At 64.9% G+C, this 21,664-nt stretch carries 15 protein-coding genes; 13 read left to right on the top strand and 2 right to left on the bottom strand.

Features of this window, described 5'->3' with window-relative positions:
• The first annotated feature begins 119 nt into the window (after positions 1-119).
• Entirely contained in the window at positions 120-1,079 is a 960-nt protein-coding gene (locus tag VF167_18885; protein HEX6927497.1) for a cytochrome c, read from the top strand.
• Between the two features lie 358 nt (positions 1,080-1,437).
• Here VF167_18885 and VF167_18880 read toward each other — a convergent pair whose 3' ends face one another.
• Positions 1,438-2,166: a GntR family transcriptional regulator gene (locus tag VF167_18880; protein ID HEX6927496.1), complete on the bottom strand. Its 729-nt coding sequence runs from the start codon at positions 2,164-2,166 to the stop codon at positions 1,438-1,440.
• Between the two features lie 222 nt (positions 2,167-2,388).
• Here VF167_18880 and VF167_18875 point away from each other — a divergent pair, with 222 nt between their 5' ends.
• The 11 genes from VF167_18875 (at position 2,389) to VF167_18825 (ending at position 18,747) form a co-directional block, all read left to right on the top strand.
• On the top strand, positions 2,389-3,339 hold the full coding sequence (locus VF167_18875) for a TIM barrel protein (protein HEX6927495.1): 951 nt from the start codon (positions 2,389-2,391) through the stop codon (positions 3,337-3,339).
• Positions 3,340-3,459: 120 nt separating this feature from the next.
• Positions 3,460-4,665 (top strand): Gfo/Idh/MocA family oxidoreductase, encoded by a 1,206-nt coding sequence (locus VF167_18870; protein HEX6927494.1) that lies wholly within the window; start codon positions 3,460-3,462, stop codon positions 4,663-4,665.
• Between the two features lie 155 nt (positions 4,666-4,820).
• On the top strand, positions 4,821-5,618 hold the full coding sequence (locus VF167_18865; protein ID HEX6927493.1) for an SDR family oxidoreductase: 798 nt from the start codon (positions 4,821-4,823) through the stop codon (positions 5,616-5,618).
• Positions 5,600-6,529 carry an ROK family protein gene (locus VF167_18860; GenBank protein ID HEX6927492.1) on the top strand — a complete coding sequence of 310 codons (930 nt, stop codon included), beginning with the start codon at positions 5,600-5,602 and terminating at the stop codon, positions 6,527-6,529. The genes VF167_18865 and VF167_18860 overlap by 19 nt, the downstream gene beginning before the upstream one ends.
• Positions 6,526-7,311, top strand: a complete 786-nt coding sequence (locus VF167_18855; protein ID HEX6927491.1) for an SIS domain-containing protein — start codon at positions 6,526-6,528, stop codon at positions 7,309-7,311. Before VF167_18860 ends, VF167_18855 begins: the two co-directional genes overlap by 4 nt.
• A 9-nt stretch (positions 7,312-7,320) precedes the next feature.
• Entirely contained in the window at positions 7,321-8,724 is a 1,404-nt protein-coding gene (locus tag VF167_18850; protein HEX6927490.1) for an FAD-dependent oxidoreductase, read from the top strand.
• Positions 8,721-9,683 carry a hypothetical protein gene (locus tag VF167_18845; protein HEX6927489.1) on the top strand — a complete coding sequence of 321 codons (963 nt, stop codon included), beginning with the start codon at positions 8,721-8,723 and terminating at the stop codon, positions 9,681-9,683. Before VF167_18850 ends, VF167_18845 begins: the two co-directional genes overlap by 4 nt.
• A 341-nt stretch (positions 9,684-10,024) precedes the next feature.
• Positions 10,025-12,874, top strand: coding sequence for a PVC-type heme-binding CxxCH protein (locus VF167_18840; protein ID HEX6927488.1), 2,850 nt, complete (start codon positions 10,025-10,027; stop codon positions 12,872-12,874).
• A 14-nt stretch (positions 12,875-12,888) separates the two neighbouring features.
• Complete coding sequence (locus VF167_18835) at positions 12,889-13,749, top strand: sugar phosphate isomerase/epimerase family protein (protein ID HEX6927487.1); 861 nt, start codon at positions 12,889-12,891, stop codon at positions 13,747-13,749.
• Between the two features lie 178 nt (positions 13,750-13,927).
• A complete protein-coding gene (locus VF167_18830; GenBank protein ID HEX6927486.1) occupies positions 13,928-16,963 on the top strand; it encodes a TonB-dependent receptor in 3,036 nt (1,011 codons plus the stop codon).
• 11 nt (positions 16,964-16,974) lie between these two features.
• Entirely contained in the window at positions 16,975-18,747 is a 1,773-nt protein-coding gene (locus tag VF167_18825) for a RagB/SusD family nutrient uptake outer membrane protein (protein HEX6927485.1), read from the top strand.
• 310 nt (positions 18,748-19,057) lie between these two features.
• Here the strand turns inward: VF167_18825 and VF167_18820 are convergent, their stop codons facing one another.
• Positions 19,058-20,365: a hypothetical protein gene (locus VF167_18820; GenBank protein HEX6927484.1), complete on the bottom strand. Its 1,308-nt coding sequence runs from the start codon at positions 20,363-20,365 to the stop codon at positions 19,058-19,060.
• 477 nt (positions 20,366-20,842) lie between these two features.
• Here VF167_18820 and VF167_18815 point away from each other — a divergent pair, with 477 nt between their 5' ends.
• Positions 20,843-21,577, top strand: coding sequence for a class I SAM-dependent methyltransferase (locus VF167_18815; GenBank protein ID HEX6927483.1), 735 nt, complete (start codon positions 20,843-20,845; stop codon positions 21,575-21,577).
• Positions 21,578-21,664 lie beyond the last annotated feature (87 nt).

The following is a 21,664-nucleotide window of genomic DNA, read 5'->3' as shown; positions in this document are numbered from 1 at the left end:
CGGGGCTTGGGGAGGGGCCGCGCGACGAAAGGGCAAAAGTATCGAGGAGCGCGGCCCCTCCCGAGCCAGAGCGCCCCGCACCAGCCCGCCGCAGGCGACTACCACCGCCGGAGGCGAAGATGTTCAGAACGGGACAGAAGCCCATGTGCCGCGCCGTGACCTGGATTCGGGGTTGCGGACCAATATTGCTCCTGGCCTCTGGCATCGGCTGTGGGGGAGGCAACGTTCCACTTCCAGATCTCTCCGGCGCACTGGTGGACACGGCCGGGCTGGCGGAGCGCGGCGAGTACCTGGTGCGCAACGCGGCCGTCTGCGGTCACTGTCACGCGGAGGACCCGCAGCGGGACCCGGATGGGCCGCTCAGCGGTGGGATGACCTTCCGGAACTGGCGCCTCGGCGCGATCCGCGCGGCGAACCTCACCCCCGACTCCGCGACCGGGCTGGGACGGTGGAGCGAGGAGGAGATCGTGCGCGCCATACGCACCGGCGAGGATCGCGAGGGGCACGTGCTTGCGCCGGTGATGCCGTACGAGTGGTTCCACGGGATGTCGGACCGCGATGCGTTGGCGGTCGCACGCTACCTGAAGAGCCTTCCGCCGGTACGCAAGGAGGTCGACAACGATCCCAACCTCATCTACCGCGCCGCACGACTCTTCTTCCTCGGACCGAAGGACCCACCGCAGGATCAGGCGCCTCCGCGCGGACCCACCGCCGAGTACGGCGAGTACCTGGCGTTGCACGTCAGCCTCTGCGCCGACTGCCACACCCCGCGCGGCGGCATCCGCTCCACTCCCGACCGGGACCGTCTCTTTGCCGGCACCGCCTCGCCGCCGGGGGGCTTCCCCGCGAACCCGTCCAACCTCACCCCCGACCCCGAGACCGGGATCGGGAACTGGAGCGAGGAGGACTTCCTGCGCACCATCCGCACCGGAGTCAACCCCGAGGGCGACTCCCTGCACGCCTTCATGCCCTGGCGCGAGTACCGCCGCATGACCGACGACGACCTGCGGGCGATCTATCGCTACCTGCGTACGTTGAAGCCGATTCGGAACGAGGTGCCGAGGAGGGAGGAGGACTAGAGCGGGTTGGTTATCCGTTATCCGCTATCCGTTATCCGTTTGTGGCTTTTCGGTCATCAGTCCTGACGCGTTCCCCGGCTTGGAGCCCGACCGACCCGCCCAGAAGCCGCTGCACGACCTCGATTCGACCGCAGAGGCGGCGTAGTCCCGTAGCGGCGGTCTGGCAGGATATCCGCCCCCAAAACCCTTTCCCTGCGGGATGTCAGGGCTCGGGCGGGGGTCGCGCGACGAAAGGGCAACAGTACCGAGGAGCGCGACCCCTGCCCGAGCCTCACCCGAGCCCTGACGTCCCGCATCAGCCCGCCGCAGGCGCCACCAGCTCGCCGCAGGCGACAAAAAGCCCGCCGCAGGCGTACACTCACAGCGTATGCGTTATGCTGTACTCGTACCGGTCCGCGCGGTACCGGCTCACCGTGTGCTCCAACACCTCGGACTCGCCCAGAAAGGCCGTCGTGTTCACCACCAGCAGCGGCGCCCCCTCTCCAATCTCCAGCAACTCGGCATCACGAGCATCCGCCACGGCGGCCCCCACGGTGTGATGGATGCGGGTCACCACCAACGAGTACTCGCGGCTCAGGATCGCGTACAATGACTCGTTGGCAAAATCGTGCTTCTGCAGGTCCGGACAGCGATGCGTCAGCACCAGGGTCTTCTGGACGCCGATGGGCTCGTCGTCACCGAAGCGGAGGCGCTCGAGACGGAAGCACGGGGCCCCCTTCTCCGCCCACACCGCTTCCGGGTCCCCCTCGTCCACGCGACCGACCTCGGCGCTGATCACCCGGGAGCGCGCCTTCCGCCCCAGCTCGGCCATCTGCTGGGTGAAGCTCCGGTCGAGGTAGAAGCGGACCCGATTCGACTGCGGCAGCACGACCGTGCCACGACCCGCCCCGCGCGCGATGAGCCGGTCCGCGGAGAGCCGGGCGAGTGCCGTGCGTATGGTGTGTCGGCTGACCCCGTAGTCGCGGCACAGGTCGTACTCCGGTGGTAGGACGTAGCCCGGGGGAAGCTCCCCGGACTGAATCCGCCGGCGCAGATCCGACTCCACCTGAAAGTACAGCGGAACCGGACTATTCGGGTCAACCAACATGGGCGCGTGCAAATGGGAGGGAGAATCCGGACCGGACCCTGTCGTGTCCTTTGTCCGGACATTAGGTTGATGCGCCAACCTAATCGGCCTTTTGTCGATGCGGAAGAGGTATATACAAGCGAGGGGGCCTGTTCGCCGGCAGCACGGCCCGGAGGCGGTCGCGCTGATCGGTAGCTCTCGCCTCCTCCATGTTCTCCTCCACCGCCCATAAGCGAGGTCCGTATGGTTCCCCAGAAGGCAAGCCGCCGCACGTTTCTCGGTTCCGCGGCCTCCTTCCTCGCCGCGGCGGCGCTCGGTCGCCCGGGTCTGGTTCCGGGTCGCGCGAGTAAGCCCGTCTCACAGGAACGCGCCCTGTCCTGCAACGTCTACACGTGGATGACGTTTTTCGGTCGAGAGGGGCGCGATTGGTTCGAGGATCTGGATGCGAGCCTGGCGGAATACGCCCGATCGGGGCTCACCGTCTTCGAGCCCTCGGTGGGCTCCGCCTCGGAGCTGGCGACCCTCGGACCGCTGCTGCGCAAACACGGCCTGCGCATGGACTCCGTCTACGTCGGCAGCAGCCTGCATGACGATGCCGAGGCGGAGGAGAGCATCGCGCAGATTCTGCAGATCGCCGATTCGGCCCGAGCGCTGGGCGCGCGCATCATCGTCACCAACCCGAATCCTCTACCCGAGCAGCAGTGCAAGTCCGACGCTCAGCTGCGCACCCAGGCGCGTAACCTCGACCGCCTGGGGGCCGCGCTCAGGGAACGCGCGCTCACCCTCGCCTACCACAATCACGACCCCGAGCTGCGCTGCGCGGCGCGCGAGTTCCACCACATGATGCTCGCCACCGACCCGGAGCACGTGGGCCTCTGTCTGGAACCTCACTGGATCTACCGAGGAGCGGGGAACTCCCAGGTCGCGCTCTTCGACATCATCCGGCTCTACGGGCGCCGTACGGTGGAGGTGCACCTCCGCCAGTCGCAAGGCGGAGTCTGGACCGAGACCTTCGGTCCCGGTGACATCGACTACGTCCGCTTCGCGCAGGAGCTCGAGCGCCTGGAGGTCCGACCTCTGCTCGTCCTGGAGCAGGCCGTCGAGGAGGGGACGCCCCACACCATGGACGCGGTCGAAGCCCACAAGCGCAGTATCGACTACGCCCTGGAGGTGTTCGGTCTGAGCGGCGCTTGACGGCATGCAGTCTGAACCCCGCGCACAAGGCCCGACGAAACGCTTGATTGTCCGGACATCCGGATATAGCTTGGCCCGGTGTCGGGCCGACCCCTTCGTCCTCCAACCCGGATCGCCATCATGCGGGCTCACCGAATCGCTCTTCTCGGCACAGGATTGATCGGCTCCTTCTACGCCACCTCGATCCTGGGGCAGCGCCGCCGTGATCGCATCGAGGTCGTCTACTCCCGCGACGAGGCGCGCGCGCGTGACTTCGCCGGCCGCTGGGGTATCCCACGCCACACCACCGATATGGCAGCCGCGATCAAGGATCCCGAGGTGGACGTGGTGGTGATCGGCATACCCAACCATCTGCACGAGGAAGCCGTCACACTGGCGGCCGAAGCCGGCAAGGCGATCCTCTGCACCAAGCCGCTGGGCCGCAACGCGGAGGAGGCCAAGCGTATGCTGGACGCGGCGGAGCGCGCGGGGGTCTTCCACGGCTATCTCGAGGACCTCGTCTACACGCCCAAGACGCTCAAGTCCATCGCCGCGACCCGTGCCGGTGCGGTCGGCGACGTCCTCTGGGTCCGGTCGCGCGAGACTCACCCGGGACCGCACAGCGCTTGGTTCTGGTCGCCCGAGCAGGCCGGTGGCGGATCGCTGATCGACATGGGCTGCCACTGCATCGAGATCATCCGCAGCTTCGTTGGCAAGGAGAACCGGCCGCTCGAGGTCATGTGCTGGACCGACACCCTGGTTCACCCCATCGAAGCCGAGGATCACGCCATCGCCCTGATCCGCTTCGAGAGTGGGGCCGTGGGTCAGGTCGAAACGAGCTGGGCATTCCGGGGCGGAATGGACCTGCGTGACGAGGTCGCCGGCACGGAGGGCACGATCATGCTCAACCACTGGCTGCGCACGGGCTTCGAGATGTTCTCCGCCGCCGGCAGCAAGGGCTACGTGGCCGAGAAGCTGGAATCGGAGACCGGTTGGATGTTCCCGGTCGGGGACGAGCCGCACGCGCTGGGCTACGTGCCCATGTTCGTGGACATGTTCGACGCGCTGGAAGAGGGGCGCCCGCCGACGGAGACGTTCTACGACGGCTACGTGGTGAACGCGGTGATCGATGCCTGCTACCGATCGGCGCGCACGCGTCAGTGGGAGCCGGTCGTGCTCGACGATTGGCGTGCCCGCGAACCCGCCAGGAGCGTTCGCGCCCAGGCGGTCGAAGTCGATGGGAAGGTGTTGATCAAGAAGGAGCGCCTGCCCGACGGCACCGTGCGGTCGATCCTGCGAGATCTGCAGACCGGCGAGATCACCCAGACGGTGAACGCGGTCGCATGATTGTGGACGTTCATGATCGCCAACGCTGTCGAATGTCCCCTTCGGGGAAGATCGTGTGTCGCGCTCGCTGTACTCCAGGTCCCAACCATACGGATGATGTGTGTCACTGACCGCCCGCGCAGAGGGGGGCACACCCCGGGCGAGCTCGAGGGTTCATGTCGGGTGAGCTGACCGGGCGCACGCTACTGGTGACCGGCACGACCGGCATCGCCGCGGAAACCGCCCGCGTGGCCTCGCGGTCGGGTGTACGCGTGGTGGTCATCGGCATCGATACGGAGAGTGGGGAGAGCCTCGCCCGGGAAGTGGGCGCGGAGGGTGGAGACTGTCGCTTCCTCGAGGCGGACGTAACGGATCCGGCGCGCGTCGCCCAGGTGGTCAGCGTCTGTGCCGCTGACCTCGGCCGCATCGACGCACTGTTCAACGTGGTCGGCATCAGCGGGCGGCGTTTCGGCGACGGGCCGCTGCACGAGTGCACGGACGAGGGTTGGGACCGGACATTCGAGACCAACGTCCGCAGCATGTTCCTGATGTCCCGCGAGGTGCTGCGAAGGATGCTCCTGCAGGAGCCGGACAGCGACGGCATGCGCGGGGTCCTGCTGAACATGGCGAGCGTGCTGGCGTTCTCTCCGTCGGCCCGGTCGTTCGCGACCCATGGGTACGCCGCCAGCAAAGGAGCGATCATCGCCATGAGCCGCTCGGCCGCCGCCTACTACGCTCCCCACGGCATTCGCATCAACGCGATCGCTCCGGGTCTGGTGCGCACGCCCATGAGTCGCCGCGCGCAGGACGATCCCGCGATCGTGGAGTACATGCGCGTGAAGCAGCCGCTGCCCGGGGGATTGCTGGAGCCCGGGGACATAGCTTCGACCGCGCTCTTCCTGCTGAGCCCGGCCGCGCGCTCGATCACCGGGCAGGTGATTTCGGTCGACGGCGGATGGACGGTGAGCGCTTGAAGCCGCACGGCGCAGCGGCGCCCTACACGGTCGGGTTCGACCTGGGTGGGACCAACCTGAAGGTGGTGGCGCTCACCGGGGACGGCACCGAGCTGGGCTGCTGGACCGAGTCGAGCGGTGACGACCCCGAGTCCTGGGTGCGGAAGATTCGCGGCATGCTCGGCACGCTCCAGGAGCAAGTGGGCCGCCCCGCGAGCTGGGTGGGGATCGCCGCGCCGGGGTTGGTGGCTCGCGATCAGCGTAGTGTGGCCTGGATGCAGGGCCGCCTCGACGCGCTCACCGGTCTCGACTGGACCGATGCCCTGGGCCTCGGCGTCACGGTGCCGGTCATCAACGACGCTCACGCGGCCCTGCTCGGTGAAGCATGGCTGGGCGCCGCGGCGGGGTGCTCCAACGTGATGATGCTCACGCTGGGCACCGGAGTCGGGGGAGGGGCGATGGTCGACGGCCACCTCCTCAGGGGGCACCTCGGGCGAGCCGGGCATCTGGGACACATCTGCCTGGACCCTGATGGTCCTCCGGACATCGTGGGAACGCCCGGAACGCTGGAGGAGGCGATCGGTGATTGCACGGTCGCCAGGCGAACCAATGGTCGATTCACGACTACTGAGGCGCTGGTCGATGCCCACCGAAGAGGGGAGGCCGAGGCAACCGACATCTGGCTTCGCTCGGTGTATCTGCTCGCTTGCGGAATCGTCTCCCTGATCAATGTCCTCGATCCGGAGATGATCGTGATCGGAGGGGGAATCGCTCGCGCGGGGGATGAGCTTTTCCAGCCGCTCACTCGCTTTGTTCACTCGCTGGAGTGGCGCCCGACCGGGGTCTCCGTACCCATCGTCCCTGCGCGGCTGGGAGCATTCGCAGGTGCGTACGGTGCGGCACGCCATGCGCTCACAAGCTGTGCAACGTGAAACCAACTCAAGACTATCTGGCGCAGTGTCGAAGAATCCTGGCAGCCGTCGCGGCGCAGGAAGAGGCCATCGAACGTGCTGCGGACTGGTTCTCGGCCAGCATTCTCGCCGGCCGGATGGTGCACCTGTTCGGCTCCGGCCACAGCCGCATGATGGTCGAGGAGATGTGGCCCCGCTACGGCTCGTTTCCGGGCTTCAACCCGATCGTCGAGCTCTCCCTCACCTTCCACAATCCGGTGGTGGGCCCCAACGGGCAGCGGCAGGCCATGTTCCTCGAGAACGTGCCCGGCCTGGCTGAGCAGATCCTGCGCAACTTCGACCTGTCCGAAGCGGATTCGGCGCTCGTCATCTCGTCGAGCGGGTGCAACGTGGTCTCCATCGAGATCGCGGAGGGCTTTCAGAAGCGCGGCATTCGGGTGGTGGCGATCGTCAGCAAGGCGCATTCGGACGCCTCGACGAGCAGGGATCCGCGTGGTCTCAAGCTGCCTGATTTCGCGGACCTCGTACTCGACACCGGCGCGCCAGTGGGGGACGCAATGGTGTATGTCGATGGCCTGCCCACGCCCGTCGGGCCCGGTTCGACGGTCGGGGGCGTACTGCTCGTCAACGCCATCAAAGCCGAAGTCGCCTTGCGACTCACGAAGGCGGGAAGTCCACCGAGAGTCCTTACGGCTGCCGCGGTGGTGGGCCCGGAAGAATCGACCGAGCTGTTCCAGTCGGCCTACGACGAGCATGCCCGCCGACTCTCACGGTTGTACCAGAATGTTGGGCTTCAGGAGTAAGGAAGACGAATGCCTTCCCCGCTGATCTCCGCACACATCCCCACTCTGGCGGACGTCGACGTGCTGGTCGTCGGCGCCGGATCCGCGGGGTGCTGCGCCGCCCTCGCGGCGAGCCGATCCGGCCGGTTCCATGTTGCGCTCGTCGAACGCTACGGCTTCTTCGGAGGGTGCTCCACCCAGGTCCTGGATACCTTCTACGGCTTTTTCACCCCGGGGCCGGAGCCGCGAAAGGTCGTGGGAGGCATTCCCGACCAGGTGGTCGACGCCCTGGATGCCGAGGGCGCGATGTACCTGCGACCGAACACGTATGGAGCGGGCACCGGAGTCACTTACGACCCGGAGCGACTGAAGATCATCTGGGACCGCTTGCTGGAGGAGGCGGGTGTAGACCTCTACCTCCATTCGCTGTTGGTGGGCGTTGAAGACAATCCGGACGGTCGCGTCGACGCGGTGGTGATCGCGACCAAGCAGGGCCTCAGGCGGATACGGGCGAAGCGTTTCATCGACGCGAGCGGCGACGCCGACCTGTGCTACCACGCGGGAATCGCCTTTGAGCGAGCGGGCGAAATCGATCCCGCGCAGACGCTCACCACCACCTTCCGCATGTGCAATGTGGACCTCGAGCGGTTCGAGCGTGCGGGAGGCAAGAAGATGCTCGCGGAGCGGATGGCGCGGGCGGTGGAAGAAGGCACCCATCCGTTGCCTCGGCGGGCGGGAAGCGCACACGCCATGGTGCAGCCGGGCTGCATCTCCACGGTCGCGGTGCGAGTGGCCAGCGTCGACGCCACCGATGTGCACGAGCTTGGTAAGGCGGAGCGCGAGGGGCGCCGGCAGGCCTACATCTACGAAGCCTTCTTCCGCGACCGTGTGCCTGGCTACGAGAACGCCCGCATCATCGGCCTGAGCACGCAGATCGGCGTGCGCGAGTCGAGACGCGTCTACGGCGAGTACCGCCTCACCCGCGACGACTGCTTGCAGGCGAGGCGTTTCGACGACCGGGTGCTCCTGTGTGGTGCGCCCATCGAGGACCACCGCCAGAACGCTGCGGGCGAAGAAGAGACCGTCTGGGCGTACGTGCCCGAGGGAAAGGCTTACGACGTGCCCTACCGGACTCTCGTCCCGCGGGGGCGGGACGAGGTATGGGTTGCCGGACGATGCTTCAGCGCCACTCACGATGCTCACGCGTCCTGCCGGTCGATGGGTCAGACCATGTCGATGGGTCAGGCGGCAGGCTTGGCGGCAGCGCTCTCGCTGGAGCGTGACTGCGGGGCGCGTGACCTGCCGGTGACCGAGCTGCAGGAGCGCCTGGCCGCCCTGGGCGCGGTACTGGAGACGCCCGGCGAGGTTGCGGCCACCGCGGCGCACGCGTGGGCAGCCAACCGCGGAGCGAAGCGCGGGGAGGCCATTCTATGACCTTCGTGCGCACCGTCCTCGGAGACGTTCCGCCGGGTGAGCTGGGCCCGTGCTACGCCCACGAGCATATCATCATCGAACAGGGGTACACGACGGAGCAGTACCCCGATTTTCTGCTGAACTCGGTGGAGCACGCGGCGGATGAGCTGGCCGAGTGCTACGCGGCGGGCGTGCGGGCGATGGTCGACTCCATGCCGGCGGGCTGCAGCCGCAGTGCGACCAAGCTGGCGGAGGTCTCCAGTCGGTCGGGGGTGCACATCGTATGTCCCACCGGGTTGCACCTGCGGAAGTACTATCCCCCTGACCATCCCTTGCTGGGTCTGGACGAGGACGCGCTCACCGAGCTGTTCGTGGCCGACATTCGCGACGGCGTGGACGCGAACGACTACGAGGGCCCCGAGATCCGGAGGACGCCGCATCGCGCGGGGGTGATCAAGGTCGCGGGGGGTCTGAACAGTCTGAATGCCCATGAACAGAAGGCGTTCCGGGCGGCGGCTGCGGCACATCGCATCACCGGGGCTCCGATCCTGACGCACACCGAGCAGGGCACCGCGGCGCTCGAGCAGGTGAAGCTGCTAAGCGACGCGGGCGTGGAGGCGCGCCACGTCGTCCTCTCCCACACCGATCGCAACCCGGACCTTGCATATCACCGGGAGATTCTGTCGACCGGAGTTTTCGTCGAGTTCGATTCGGCGTTTCGGTGGAAGCCGGGGCAGGGCAACCCCACGCGCGATCTCGTGGTGGCGCTGTTCGCCGAGGGTCTGGGAGACCAGGTGATGTTGGGGATGGACGCGGCGAGACGCGGATACTGGCGGATGTACGGCGGCGCCCCGGGCCTGACCTTTCTCGTCACCGAGTTCCGCTCTCAGCTCCTGGAGGCCGGACTGAGCCCGGGAGATTTCGATCGGATCATGGTGAAGAACCCGAGCCGCGCCTTCGCCTTTCGAGCCGGGGACTAGGCCGCCGGCGAGAATCTCACGCAGGGGCCGATTTCCGCTCCGGGAGGGCGCGATGCGCGTGGGCCGTGGTGACAACCTCTCCTCCTGGAACGGCGAGAGATCTCTAACCCTCTGATTTTTCGGGCCAAGGGGGCCTCCGCCGAGCCAGGGCGAGATCAAAACTCTTGATTGTCCGGACATTCGGATGTACTGTGGCTGCCACACGACCCATCGAAGCCCCTGGATGTCGGCGGCACGACCGTACCCGCATCGTGCCTTAGCCGACCAACAGCGCTGACCTATAGCCCGCCAACGCTATGGCGCACCCACAGAGAACCTCGTCGCCTGCTCCTCTCCGCCTCGTGGCATTGTCGATCGCCGCGACCGCCGTCCCGCTGAGCTGCAGGACCACTCCCGACTACACGCCGCCCCCCGCATCGGCCGTGGTCACCGACCGGTTCGTGGTGCCGGCGGGTCTCGAGGTCATCCTCTGGGCGGAGACGCCGATGTTCGTGAACCCCACCAACATCGACGTGGACATACGGGGGCGCGTCTGGGTCGCCGAGGCCGCGAATTACCGCACCTTCAAGCCGGATCATCCGAGCAGGCCGGAGGGAGATCGGATCGTCATCCTCGAGGACACGAACGGGGATGGGGTCGCGGACAGCTCCAAGACCTTCGTGCAGGACACGGCCCTTCATTCCCCTCTGGGATTGGCGGTCATCGACAACAAGGTGATCGTCTCGAGCTCGCCGTCGGTGATCGTCTATACCGACGAGGACGGCGACGATCGCCCCGATCGCAGGGAGGTCTTCCTGACCGGCTTCGGCGGTTTCGACCACGACCACGGGCTCCACGCCTTCGTGGCAGGGCCGGACGGACGCTGGTACTTCAACACCGGCAACGCGGGCCCGCACGTGGTCACCGACAGCGCCGGCTGGACGCTGCGCTCCGGCAGCGTCTATACGGGCGGGACCCCGTACAACACGGACAATACGCCGGGACGGGTCAGCGATGACGGACGCATCTGGACCGGAGGTCTGGCGCTGCGCATCGACCCCGACGGACGAGGATTGACGGTCCTGGGGCACAACTTCCGGAATGCCTACGAGGTGACCGTCGATTCGCGCGGCGACCTATGGCAGAACGACAACGACGACGAGGTCGTCGCGACCCGCACTGCGTGGGTGATGGAGGGGGGTAGCCTCGGCTACTTCAGTCCCGATGGCTCGCGTACCTGGCGCGCGGATCAGCGCCCGGGGCAGGACCTCTTTACCGCCCACTGGCGCCAGGAGGATCCCGGGGTCATCCCGGCCGGAGACCGGGTCGGCGCGGGCGCGCCCACCGGCATCGTGGTCTACGAAGGAGACGAGCTGGGGCGGGAGTTCCGCGGAATGCTGCTGAGCGCCGACGCCGGTCGAAATGTCGTCTTCGGATACCGGACGATGCCGGAAGGAGCCGGCTATCGGCTGGAGAGAGGAGAGCTCATCAGCTCGGTTGCGGGGGGTACCGCGGATTATGTCTGGAATGAAGACGTGGGGGAGGACCAGCGCAAATGGTTCCGCCCCAGCGACGTTGCCGTCGGACCTGACGGTGCCGTGTATGTGGCCGACTGGTACGACCCGGTCGTCGGCGGGCACGCAATGTACGACCACCAACAGGTGGGCCGCATTTACCGCATTGCGCCGAGAGGGCACGACCTGCCTGTGCCCGAGATCGACCTCACCACCACGAAGGGGCAGATCCAGGCGCTGTTGAGCCCCGCCATCAACGTACGGGCGAGCGGCTTCGTCCGGCTCCGCGCGCAGGGTGAAAAGGTACTGGGCGAAGTCCGCGCGCTTCTGCGCCGGGACAATCCCTACCACAGAGCGCGTGCCATCTGGCTCCTTGCCCAGCTGGGGCCGCGCGGAGTGAGAGAGGTCGAGCGCCTCCTAGAAGATCGCGATCCCGAGACCCGGCTGGTGGCTTACCGTGCGCTCCGGGCCACCGGCAGGAACATGCTCCCCTATGCGGCGATGATGGCGAAGGATCCGTCACCCGCCGTTCGGCGCGAGGTGGCCATCTCTCTTCGTGACGTTCCGCTGTCGGAGTCACAGGACATCATCCTCGAGCTGGCGCGGGGCTTCGATGGCCAGGATCGCTGGTACCTGGAAGCCCTCGGCATGGCGGCCGACGGGAAGGAGGAAGAGCTCTACCCCTTCCTGCGTGAGCAGCTCGGCGCATCCGATCCCGTCGACTGGGACGCCCGCTTCGCCGGCATCGCGTGGCGGCTGCACCCGGCCGTGGCTCTGGAGGACCTGAGGCAGCGGGCCAGCTCTCCCCAGGTGCCGGAGTCGGAGCGCAATCGCGCACTGGTGGCGATCGGCTTCATCCCCACCCGGGAGGCTGCGCAGACGATGGCCGATCTGACCCACAGCGAGCTCGACGATGTCGCTCGCCAGGCGGCGTGGTGGCTGGAGCACGGCCTGGCGACTCGCTGGAACGGCTTCGCCGTGACCGGCGCGGTCATGCCCGAATCGATAGCGGCACCGACGAACGCCGCCGAGCTCATGCGGCTGCGCTCGGTGGTGCTGGATTCCACCCGCAGCGTCGAGGAACGGGTCGACGCTGTGGCGGCTCTGGGCGCGGATTCGCTGGGCGGCGCGCTGCTGATCGGCGTCCTGGCCGAGGGGGAGCTGCCCAGCCTCGTCACCGACATGGCCCGCCGCACGATCGGGGACCATCTGGATCGACAGGTGCGCGTGCTCACCGAGGCGTTCTTCCCCCGCCGAGGAGGGCCTACCGCCGACGAGGTCGCCGCGCTGGAGGGCGATGCCGAGAGGGGTCGGACCGTCTTCTACGGCAATTGCGCCGTCTGTCACACGGTGGACGGCGTGGGAGCGGATGTGGGGCCAGATCTCAGCCACGCGGCATCGAAGTTCGATCGTGCCACCCTCCTCGAAGCGATCGTCCACCCGAGCACCGACATATCGCACGGTTATGAAACCCACGTTCTGACGGGCAGGGATGGTCGGGTGCTATTCGGCTTCCTGCTGTCCGACGGTGCGACGGTCGTGATCAAGGATGCGAACGGGCAGCGGCATACCGTGGCGCGCTCGGACATCGAGAGCCTCCAGACGCTGCCCGTGAGCATGATGCCCCGGCCCCCGGAGCTGGAGCTGGAGGCCCAGCAGATCGCGGATGTTGCCGCCTTCCTCCTGAATCCACGATGACCTGCCTGCCTGAAATGCTCACTCGGCGCGAGGCGCTACGGAGAACGATGCTGCTCGCCGGGATGGTCGGCTTCGGCACCTCCCGGGCACGAGCAGACGGCATCTGGCGTCCCAATGTACGGCTCGGCGCCTGCGACTGGTCGCTGGGGAAGAGATCCGATCCCGGCTCATTCGCAATCGCCCGCACATTGGGCCTCGATGGGGTGCAGCTCGATCTCGGAGAGAACCCGTCTTCCTTCCTCGATGCTGGCAAGAGGAAGGCGTTCGAGGATGCTGCTCGGCAGCACGGAGTTGCCATTGCGAGCCTCGCGCTCGGGATCCTCAACCAGGTGCCCTACAAGTCGGAGGCGATCACCGAGACATGGGTGCGCGACAGCATCGACCTGGCAGGCGCAATGTCCCTGGAAGTGATCCTGCTCGCCTTCTTCAACCACAACGATCTGAAGAACGATGCCGAGGGGCAGCGCGAAGTCGTCCGGCGGCTCAAGCGGGTCGCGCCGAGGGCCGAGGACGCGGGCGTCATACTGGGCATCGAGTCGTGGCTCAGCGCAGACGAGCACCGGGAGATCATCGACGCGGTGGGGTCCCCGAATGTGCGCGTCTACTACGACGTCGCCAACTCCAATCAGATGGGCTACGACGTCTACAGCGAAATCCGCGAGCTCGGGAGCGAGCTCATCTGCGAGGTGCACGCGAAGGAAAACGGAGCTCTGCTGGGAAAGGGGGTGATCGATTTCGAGCGCGTGAAGGACGCGCTCGCGGAGATCGACTATTCCGGGTGGGTTCAGATCGAGGGCGCAGTGCCCCAAGGCGCGGACCTCATGGAGTCATATCACTGGAATTCCAGGTTCATGAGAGATCTCTTCGGCGGCTAGCTGCAGCGTGGACGGCGTGCCCGAGCCGATCCGCGTAAGCATCGCTCAGCCGCCGATCGGCCTCTCACCATCGGCCCTCCGCCCCCGCGCTAAGACGGGGGCGGGACTCACCACCATTCTCCTCCGGAGGTGTCCCATGCGGGTCAGAGCGGTATCTTTAATCTCAATTTTTGCAGCCATGGCGGCGACTTTGCCGACCATGGTGGGGGCGCAGGCGGTGGGGCGGGTTACTGGAACCGTGGCCGACGACAATGGGCAGCCTCTATCCGGCGTCAGCATTCAGGTCGTCGGAACGAGCATAGGCACTACGTCGGGCGCGACTGGCACGTTCGCCATCGAAGGCGTGCCGGCGGGAGATCATACCCTGCGAGCGAGCCTCATCGGGTACAGTGGGCAGACCGTAGACGTTTCGGTGACGGCTGGTGGTGTCGCAAACGTCGCGATCTCGCTCACCCCACAGGCGCTCGAGCTGGAAGGCATCGTGGCGGTGGGCTACGGGACGCAGAGGAAGGAGACGCTGACGGGCGCCGTCTCCGCGGTGGACGGTGAGGAACTGGAGTCGGTGCCCATTCCCAACCTGTCGAACTCGGTCGGTGGCAAGCTCCCGGGCGTGGTGACCGTAAACGCCAGTGGAGAGCCGGGATTCGACGGTTCGAGCATCCGGATTCGCGGCAGCCAGACGCTGAACGACAACAGTCCGCTCGTCGTCATCGACGGAGTTCCGAATCGCGCCGGCGGCCTCGAGCGGATCGCGCCGCAGGACATCGAAAGCATCAGCGTTCTGAAGGATGCCTCGGCGGCGATCTACGGATCTCGCGCCGCGAACGGCGTGATCCTGGTGACGACGAAGCGAGGCACGAGCGGCGAGCCGACCCTTTCCGTGTCGGTCAACCACGGGTTCAATCAGCCCACTCGCCTGCCGGAGATGGCGGACGCCGCGACGTACATGGCGATGCTCAATGAGATCGACATGTACCGCGACAGGACGCCGCGTTACAGCGAGGAGGAAATCCGCAATTTCCGCGAAGGAGCCGATCCCTGGCTCTATCCGAATACCGACTGGTTCCAGGAAGTAATCAAGCCGGTATCCATGCAGTCGCGCGGCGACGTGTCGCTGCGTGGCGGTGGCGAGCGCATGCGTTACTACCTCTCGCTCGGCGGTCTCACCGAAGACGGCTTCTACCGAAACAGCGCCACCCGTTACAACCAGTACAGCTTCCGCAGCAATATCGACGGCGAGATCACAGACAACCTGGCCCTCCGATTTGATGTGACGGGTCGTCTGGAAGACCGGAACCTTCCGACTAGAAGCTCATTCTACCTCTTCCAGGCCGTCATGATGGGCAAGCCGAACATGCCCGCGTACTGGCCCAATGGTCTTCCCGGTCCGGATATCCAGTATGGTGACAACCCCGTCGTGATCGGCACGCCGGCGACCGGCTACGACAACGATGAGCGCTATTACCTGCAGGGGAATCTCGGTTTCGACTTCGCCGTTCCCGGTATAGACGGATTGACGCTGCGGGCAACGGCGGCGCTGGACCATATGAGCCGGTACCGCAAGACGTGGAGGACTCCCTGGACGCTGTACACCTGGGACTACGAGACGCGGGACGCCAACGGAGAGCCCGTCCTTCAGCCTGCGCAGCGAGGCTACAGCGAGCCTGAGCTGGAGCAAGCCAACGAGCGATACGAGAGCGCGCTACTCAACTTCGTCACCGAGTATCGTCGCGACTTCGGCTCCCACTCGCTCGCGATACTGGGAGGCGTCGAGCGACAGACGGGAGAAGGCGAAAATCTCGGTGCTTTTCGCAAGCATTTCGTCTCCGATCAGATCGATCAGATGTTCGCCGGGGGCGACGCCGAGAAGAACAACTGGGGGAGCGCCAGCGTTTCCGCGCGGCAGAACTACTTCACGCGCATCAACTACGACTACCACGACAAGTATCTCCTCGAGTTCGTGGGCCGATACGACGGCTCATACATCTTCCCGGAAGAAAAGCGGTTCGGCTTCTTCCCCGCGGTCTCGGCGGGCTGGCGCCTGTCCGAGGAAGACTTCTTCCGGAACGCCGTTCCGATTTTCGACGATCTGAAGCTGCGCGCTTCGTGGGGGCAGACCGGCAACGACCGAATCGACGAGTGGCAGTACCTCGCCACGTACGGGTTCGGGGGTGGCTACGTCTTCGACATCGACCAGGAAGCCAAGAGCGTCTATCAGACGCGCACCCCCAATCCGAATGTCACCTGGGAGGTGGCGAACCAGCTCGACGTCGGCGTCGAGGGTGCGCTGTTCGATCACCGATTGTCATTCGTATTCGACTACTACAACTACCGGAGGAAGGACATCCTCCACTGGCGAAACGCCTCCGTTCCGCAGACCAGCGGCCTCAGCCTGCCGCGGGAGAACATCGGCGAAGTCGCGAGCTGGGGGTGGGACGGGAGCCTGAGCTGGAGTGACGCGGTCGGGGAGAGGACCTCCTACGACATCACCCTCAACCTGGGTTACTCCCAGAACAAGATCATCGACTGGGATGAACCCGCTGGCGCGCCCGAGTGGCAGCGCTCCACCGGGCGGCGGATGGGGACGGGACTGTATTACAAGGCGATCGGCGTCTTCGAGGATCAGGCGGCGGTGGACGCGTATCCGCATTGGCCCGGCGCGCGACCCGGCGACATCATCTTCGAGGATGTCAACGACGATGGGATGATCAACAGCGACGACCGGGTGCGGATCAACAAGAACAGCGAGCCGACCTTCAACGGCGGGCTGACGCTGGGTCTGCAGTACCGCGACTTCGATGCGAGCGTCTTCTTTCAGGGGGCCATGGGCGGCGTCCAGTACCTGGAGACGCTCTCCGGCGACATTGGCAACTACCTGAAGGCCTTCGCCGAGAACCGCTGGACGCCCGAGAGTCCCAATTCGAAGCATCCCCGGGCGTACAATCGCCAGGACGAGTACTGGGTCGCGAACGACAACACCTATTTCCTCAGGAGCACCGACTACATCCGGCTCAAGACGGTTGACGTCGGCTATACGCTGCCGGCGCGCCTCACCGCTGCCCTCGGAATCGACGCCATGCGCGTCTACGTGGGAGCATTCAACCTCCTCACCTGGGACAAGTTCAAGTACATGGATCCTGAAGTTCGTCATCCGCAGGGCATGTACTACCCCCAGAAGCGCGTGTTCAATGTCGGAACGACCGTCACATTCTGATGGAGGGCATCATGAGGCACCATCTTTCTCTGGTCGGAGCTGCCCTCCTGGCCGTTTGCGGGCTGGCAGCGTGTGATTCGTCCGTTCTGGACGTCTCACCCAAGGATCAGATCGCGGAAGAGGCCATCTTCGAGGATCCGAACCTCACGCAGGCATTCCTCAACGACATCTATCTGGGGATGGGACACGGTCTCTACGAGATCATGCTCAGCTCCCTGAGCGACGAGGCCCATTTCGTCCACGGCTACAATACCGACAAGGTCGTACAGGCCATCATCTCCCCCAGTGACCGCGGGGCGATCGACGACGGTCGCTTCAACCATTTCGACTGGGGGGACAATTACTTCCGCATCCGTCAGGCGAACCTCGTCCTCTCGAGGATCGACTCGACCACGTACGACGAGGAGCGGAAGCGGCAGATGAAGGGGGAAGCGCTTTTCCTGCGCGCCTACTTCTACCACAATCTGCTGCGCATGTACGGAGGGGTGCCTCTGGTCACCGAAGTGTACGGCCTGAATGACGACTACGAGATCCCGCGGAGCAGCTTCGAGGAAACGGTCGACTTCATCCTGGCGGACGCTACCCAGGCTGCCGAGCTGCTACCGGTGGAAGCTTCGAACCTGGGAAGGGCAACCAAAGGGGCCGCATTGGCGCTCAAAGCTCGTGTGCTGCTCTACGCGGCCAGCGACCTGTATCACGAGAACCCGAGTGGCATGGCCGAAACGGGCTATACCACGCCGCAGGATCGACAGGCGATGTGGCGCGCCGCGAAGGATGCCGCCAAGGAGGTGATGGATCTCGGCGTGTATGGTCTCTTCCGGCCGGATCCTGCTACGCCCGAGGAAGCAGCGCAGAACTACGCGGACCTGTTCCTCCAGAAGATCAGCGAGGAGGTGATCCTCAGTCGGTTCTTCCTGCGCACGCGGGACGACGGCTACCACCCCGGGCTGCACAATGGCCCCAACGGATTCCACAACTGGGCCGGGAACACGCCCACCCAGAACCTGGTCGACGACTACCGGATGCTGGACGGCGCTCCGTTCGACTGGGGCAATCCCGAGCACGCGGCCTCGCCGTACGACAGCCGCGATCCGCGCTTCTACGGGACCATCCTGTACGACGGGGCCGAATGGCGAGAGCGTCCAGACGACGTGATGGAGATCGAGCCTTACGGCATCATCCAGACATTCCGCCGGCTGACCCTCCCCGACGGGCGTACGTTTCCGGGGGTAGATACCCGCGACAGCCCGATCGAGGACTGGAATGGGAGCTATTCGGGATACTATCTGCGGAAGTTCATCGATCCGACCGTGAACCATCAGTTCACTAAGCAGGAGATCCCCTGGATCTTCTTCCGTTACGCGGAGATCCTGCTGAACTACGCCGAGGCCTCGATCGAGCTGGGGGAGCTGGATGATGCGGTGATGGCGCTCAATCAGATCCGGCGGCGGGCGGGGATGCCCGAGCTTTCGGCCTCCATGGGGCAGGATGCGCTGCGCGAGGAATACCGCAACGAACGGCGGATCGAGATGGCCTATGAGGAGCAGCGCTTCTTCGACGTGCGTCGGTGGATGATCGCCCCGGAGGAATTCTCGGAGAACGCGCGGGGGATCAACATCTACATCGAGGGAACGAGCCGCACCGACCGGAGCACCTGGACCAATTATCGCTACGAGGTGCAGAGCATCCAGAACCGCGCCTGGGATGACAAGATGTATTTCATGCCGATCCATCGGGACGAGATGAATCGGAATCCGGCGCTGGTGCAGAATCCGGGATACTGAGGAAGGTTATCCGTTATCCGTTATCCGTTATCCGTTGTGGGTTATCAATTATCAGTTATCAGTCGGGACCAGGCGGTCGAGCTCAAATTGGGCGGGTGCACTCAGCTGATGAAAGTCATTGGCGCTCAGGCGTCGAGCGGCTCCAATGGTCTGATCTTGTAGCCAGCCGACAAGCCTGTGCGCTGTAGACTGGTTGTGACTCTGATGGCTAATAACCATCACGGCGACCAGTCGATCTCGAGGCAAACAACCTGTCCCAACTGATAACGTACAACGGATGACGGATAACGGATAACGTCCAACGGATAACCTACAGTTCACGCAAAATCCTACACAAACGGCTCTCGCCGTTCAACGGCAGCGGCTCTCGATTGAGCTTGATCTCCACCAGGGTGGTCGTGAACGGGTAGAAGAGCTTGGTGTCGCCGGTAACGAGGTTTGTGATGTCCAGCACGACTTCCATCGTCGGATGCGGCGACGCGCCAGTCCCGTTTCCGTAACCGACGTATCCTACCAGCTGAGTGCCCGAACTCGCGATCAGGCGCATCCTCAGGTTCGTGAATTTTTGATCAGCGAGCTCGCTCACATTCACGTGGAAATTCCGTAGACTCTTGTCTCCGCTATAAGCGTGCACGTCGGCCGTGAAGTCATGAAGCTCGTGACGACCTTCAAATAGGCGCACGTTGTAGTCAGGGATAGGATCCCCCCTCTCGTCGACGAGTCGAACCACGAACTGCTGCCATGGTCCGTCCTTCCCTTTGGATGACACCCTTTCTGCTTCCCGCAACCACTTGTCATAGGCCGGCTTGTTCCCGACCTTAAGTCCCGAGCGCACGAGCTGCACGAGCTCGGGCGTCGGCCGGCTCATGATGGTCCCGTGGTTCACTCCATCGATGAGCACTACTGGAAGGTCGTCAACGCTCTTGAAACCAGTGAAGTAGGCGCGTTTGGGGTCTTGCGGTCTTTCGGTCAGGTCGATAATCGCCTTGCGGCTGTTGAGGGCAACGCCCGCGAGGCGTACCGTCCCGTCCGTGCCGGGCTCATTCACGATCTTCCGCACGCCACCATAATCCTCTGTCCCACAGAAGGTGAACACGTAAGGCGTGTATCGACTGGGACCATAGTAGATCTCTGCGCCAAACAGGTCCCGGTGGGCCAGATCCCACGTGAAACGGCTTCCCAGTTCCAGTCCGTCGAGCACCCCGTCCCCTGCCTCGAGGAAGTCCGGACGGAGGATGTTCTTGCTCCCCTTGAAGACCGAGCCGAGCCAGCTACGCCCCTTGTGAGCGAGCGGCGACCCCCAGGTTGCAGGCGCCAGCGCTATCAGATGCTTCAGCCGATCCTTGCGACGCGGGTACGTCGTAAGCCAGGAACGGAGGACGAGCATGCCTGTCGAATGGACGATAGCATCGAAGTCCTGGTCCTGATCCAAGCCGGCTTGGCACCTGAGCGCACGATCGAATCCCTCCGCAATGTCCTTGATGCTGATCTCGTTGGTCAGGGACTTGTATGAGGCTACCCGAACGTCGAAGTCTGTGTCGAGGATTTCCTTCCAAACGCGAAAGCCTCTGTGTGAATCGGAATAGCCATGGACGAGAACCACCGGGCGCTCTGGCATAGTACTGTCACGTGGTTGAGTGGGGGAAAGGAAGTGTTTAGATCGAGCGATAGCTGGTCACGGCGCGGTTGGCCTACGCGATCGCCGTGGTGGCACAGCACTGTCGGATGATGACACCCTGATTCAGGATGGCTTGGGGAACGGGAGGCTGTGGATGGAGCGTGATCGAGAGAGCGTCTGGCGCGACGAGGGCTGGCTTTCAGGGCGCCAAGACCTGCCTGGGGACTTCAACCTGCAGCGCGGGCTCCAACTGGATCCCGGACAATAGGCGTCTGGATGCGGTGGACTGTCAAGGCTCTGTCATGACAGTATGAATTGCTATTCGTCGCCCCCGGCTCAACGCGAGCCGTCTGACGATGGTTTGCCCGTACGTAACGCGCGCTGGAGCAGTAGAGATCCAGCGGCGCCAACCGTTAGGCTATAATCATGTCGCGGTAGTGAGACGTCGGAACGCGGTAGAAGCATCCCTGATAGACCATGGCAGATTTCTACGGGGCCGACCTCAGCCACATCCATCACGTGGGCTTTGGTGACTTTGCCATCCGGTCGGCGGACGGGCTGCTCGGCGTGCTGCGCGAAGCGGGGTTCCACAGTGGCCTGGTGGTGGATCTTGGCTGCGGGAGCGGCCTGTTGGCCCGACAGCTGATCGAGGCGGGATATGACGTGGTGGGGGTCGACATTTCTCCCGCCATGCTGGAGATCGCGGCGGCAACCGCGCCGGGTGCGCGGTTCGTGCGCGCCTCCGTCTATGAATTCGTATTTCCACCGTGCGTGGGGATCACCGCGATCGGGGAGGTGTTGTGCTACCTCGCGACCGAGGCGGCCGAGGCCGATTTAGCCCCGTTATTTCAGCGCGTCTATCAGGCGCTGCGACCCGACGGCCTGTTCATCTTCGACGTGCTGTTGCGGTCGGAGTGGGAGCCGATGCGGTATCGCGCGTCGCGGGAGGGCGAGGGATGGCGGGTCGATGTGGAGGTGGTGGAGGATCCGGACAGGTCGCTTCTCACGCGTCGGATCTCCACCATTCGAGAATGGGAGGGCGGCCCGCGTCGATCGGAAGAGGAGCACCTGGTGCGGACCTTCTCCGCCGACGAGCTCGAGCAGCTTCTCCAGAGCTCGGGCTTCGAAGTCCGGCGGCAGGACCACTACGGAGGGGTGCCGCTGCCGCCCCAGCGCATGGCCTTTATTGCCACGAAGCGTGGATCTGCATGACGTTCAAGCTTGGTGTCGGGAGCCTGCTGCAGATGGTTTTGTGGCTTCCTTTTCTAAGACCGGCACTGAGCACGATGCCAGCGGACC

It is taken from the genome of Longimicrobiaceae bacterium (assembly GCA_036375715.1).
GTDB lineage: Bacteria > Gemmatimonadota > Gemmatimonadetes > Longimicrobiales > Longimicrobiaceae > DASVBS01.
The sequence above is the reverse complement of the archived record's forward strand: the minus strand, read 5'-3'. Positions and strand labels throughout refer to the sequence as shown.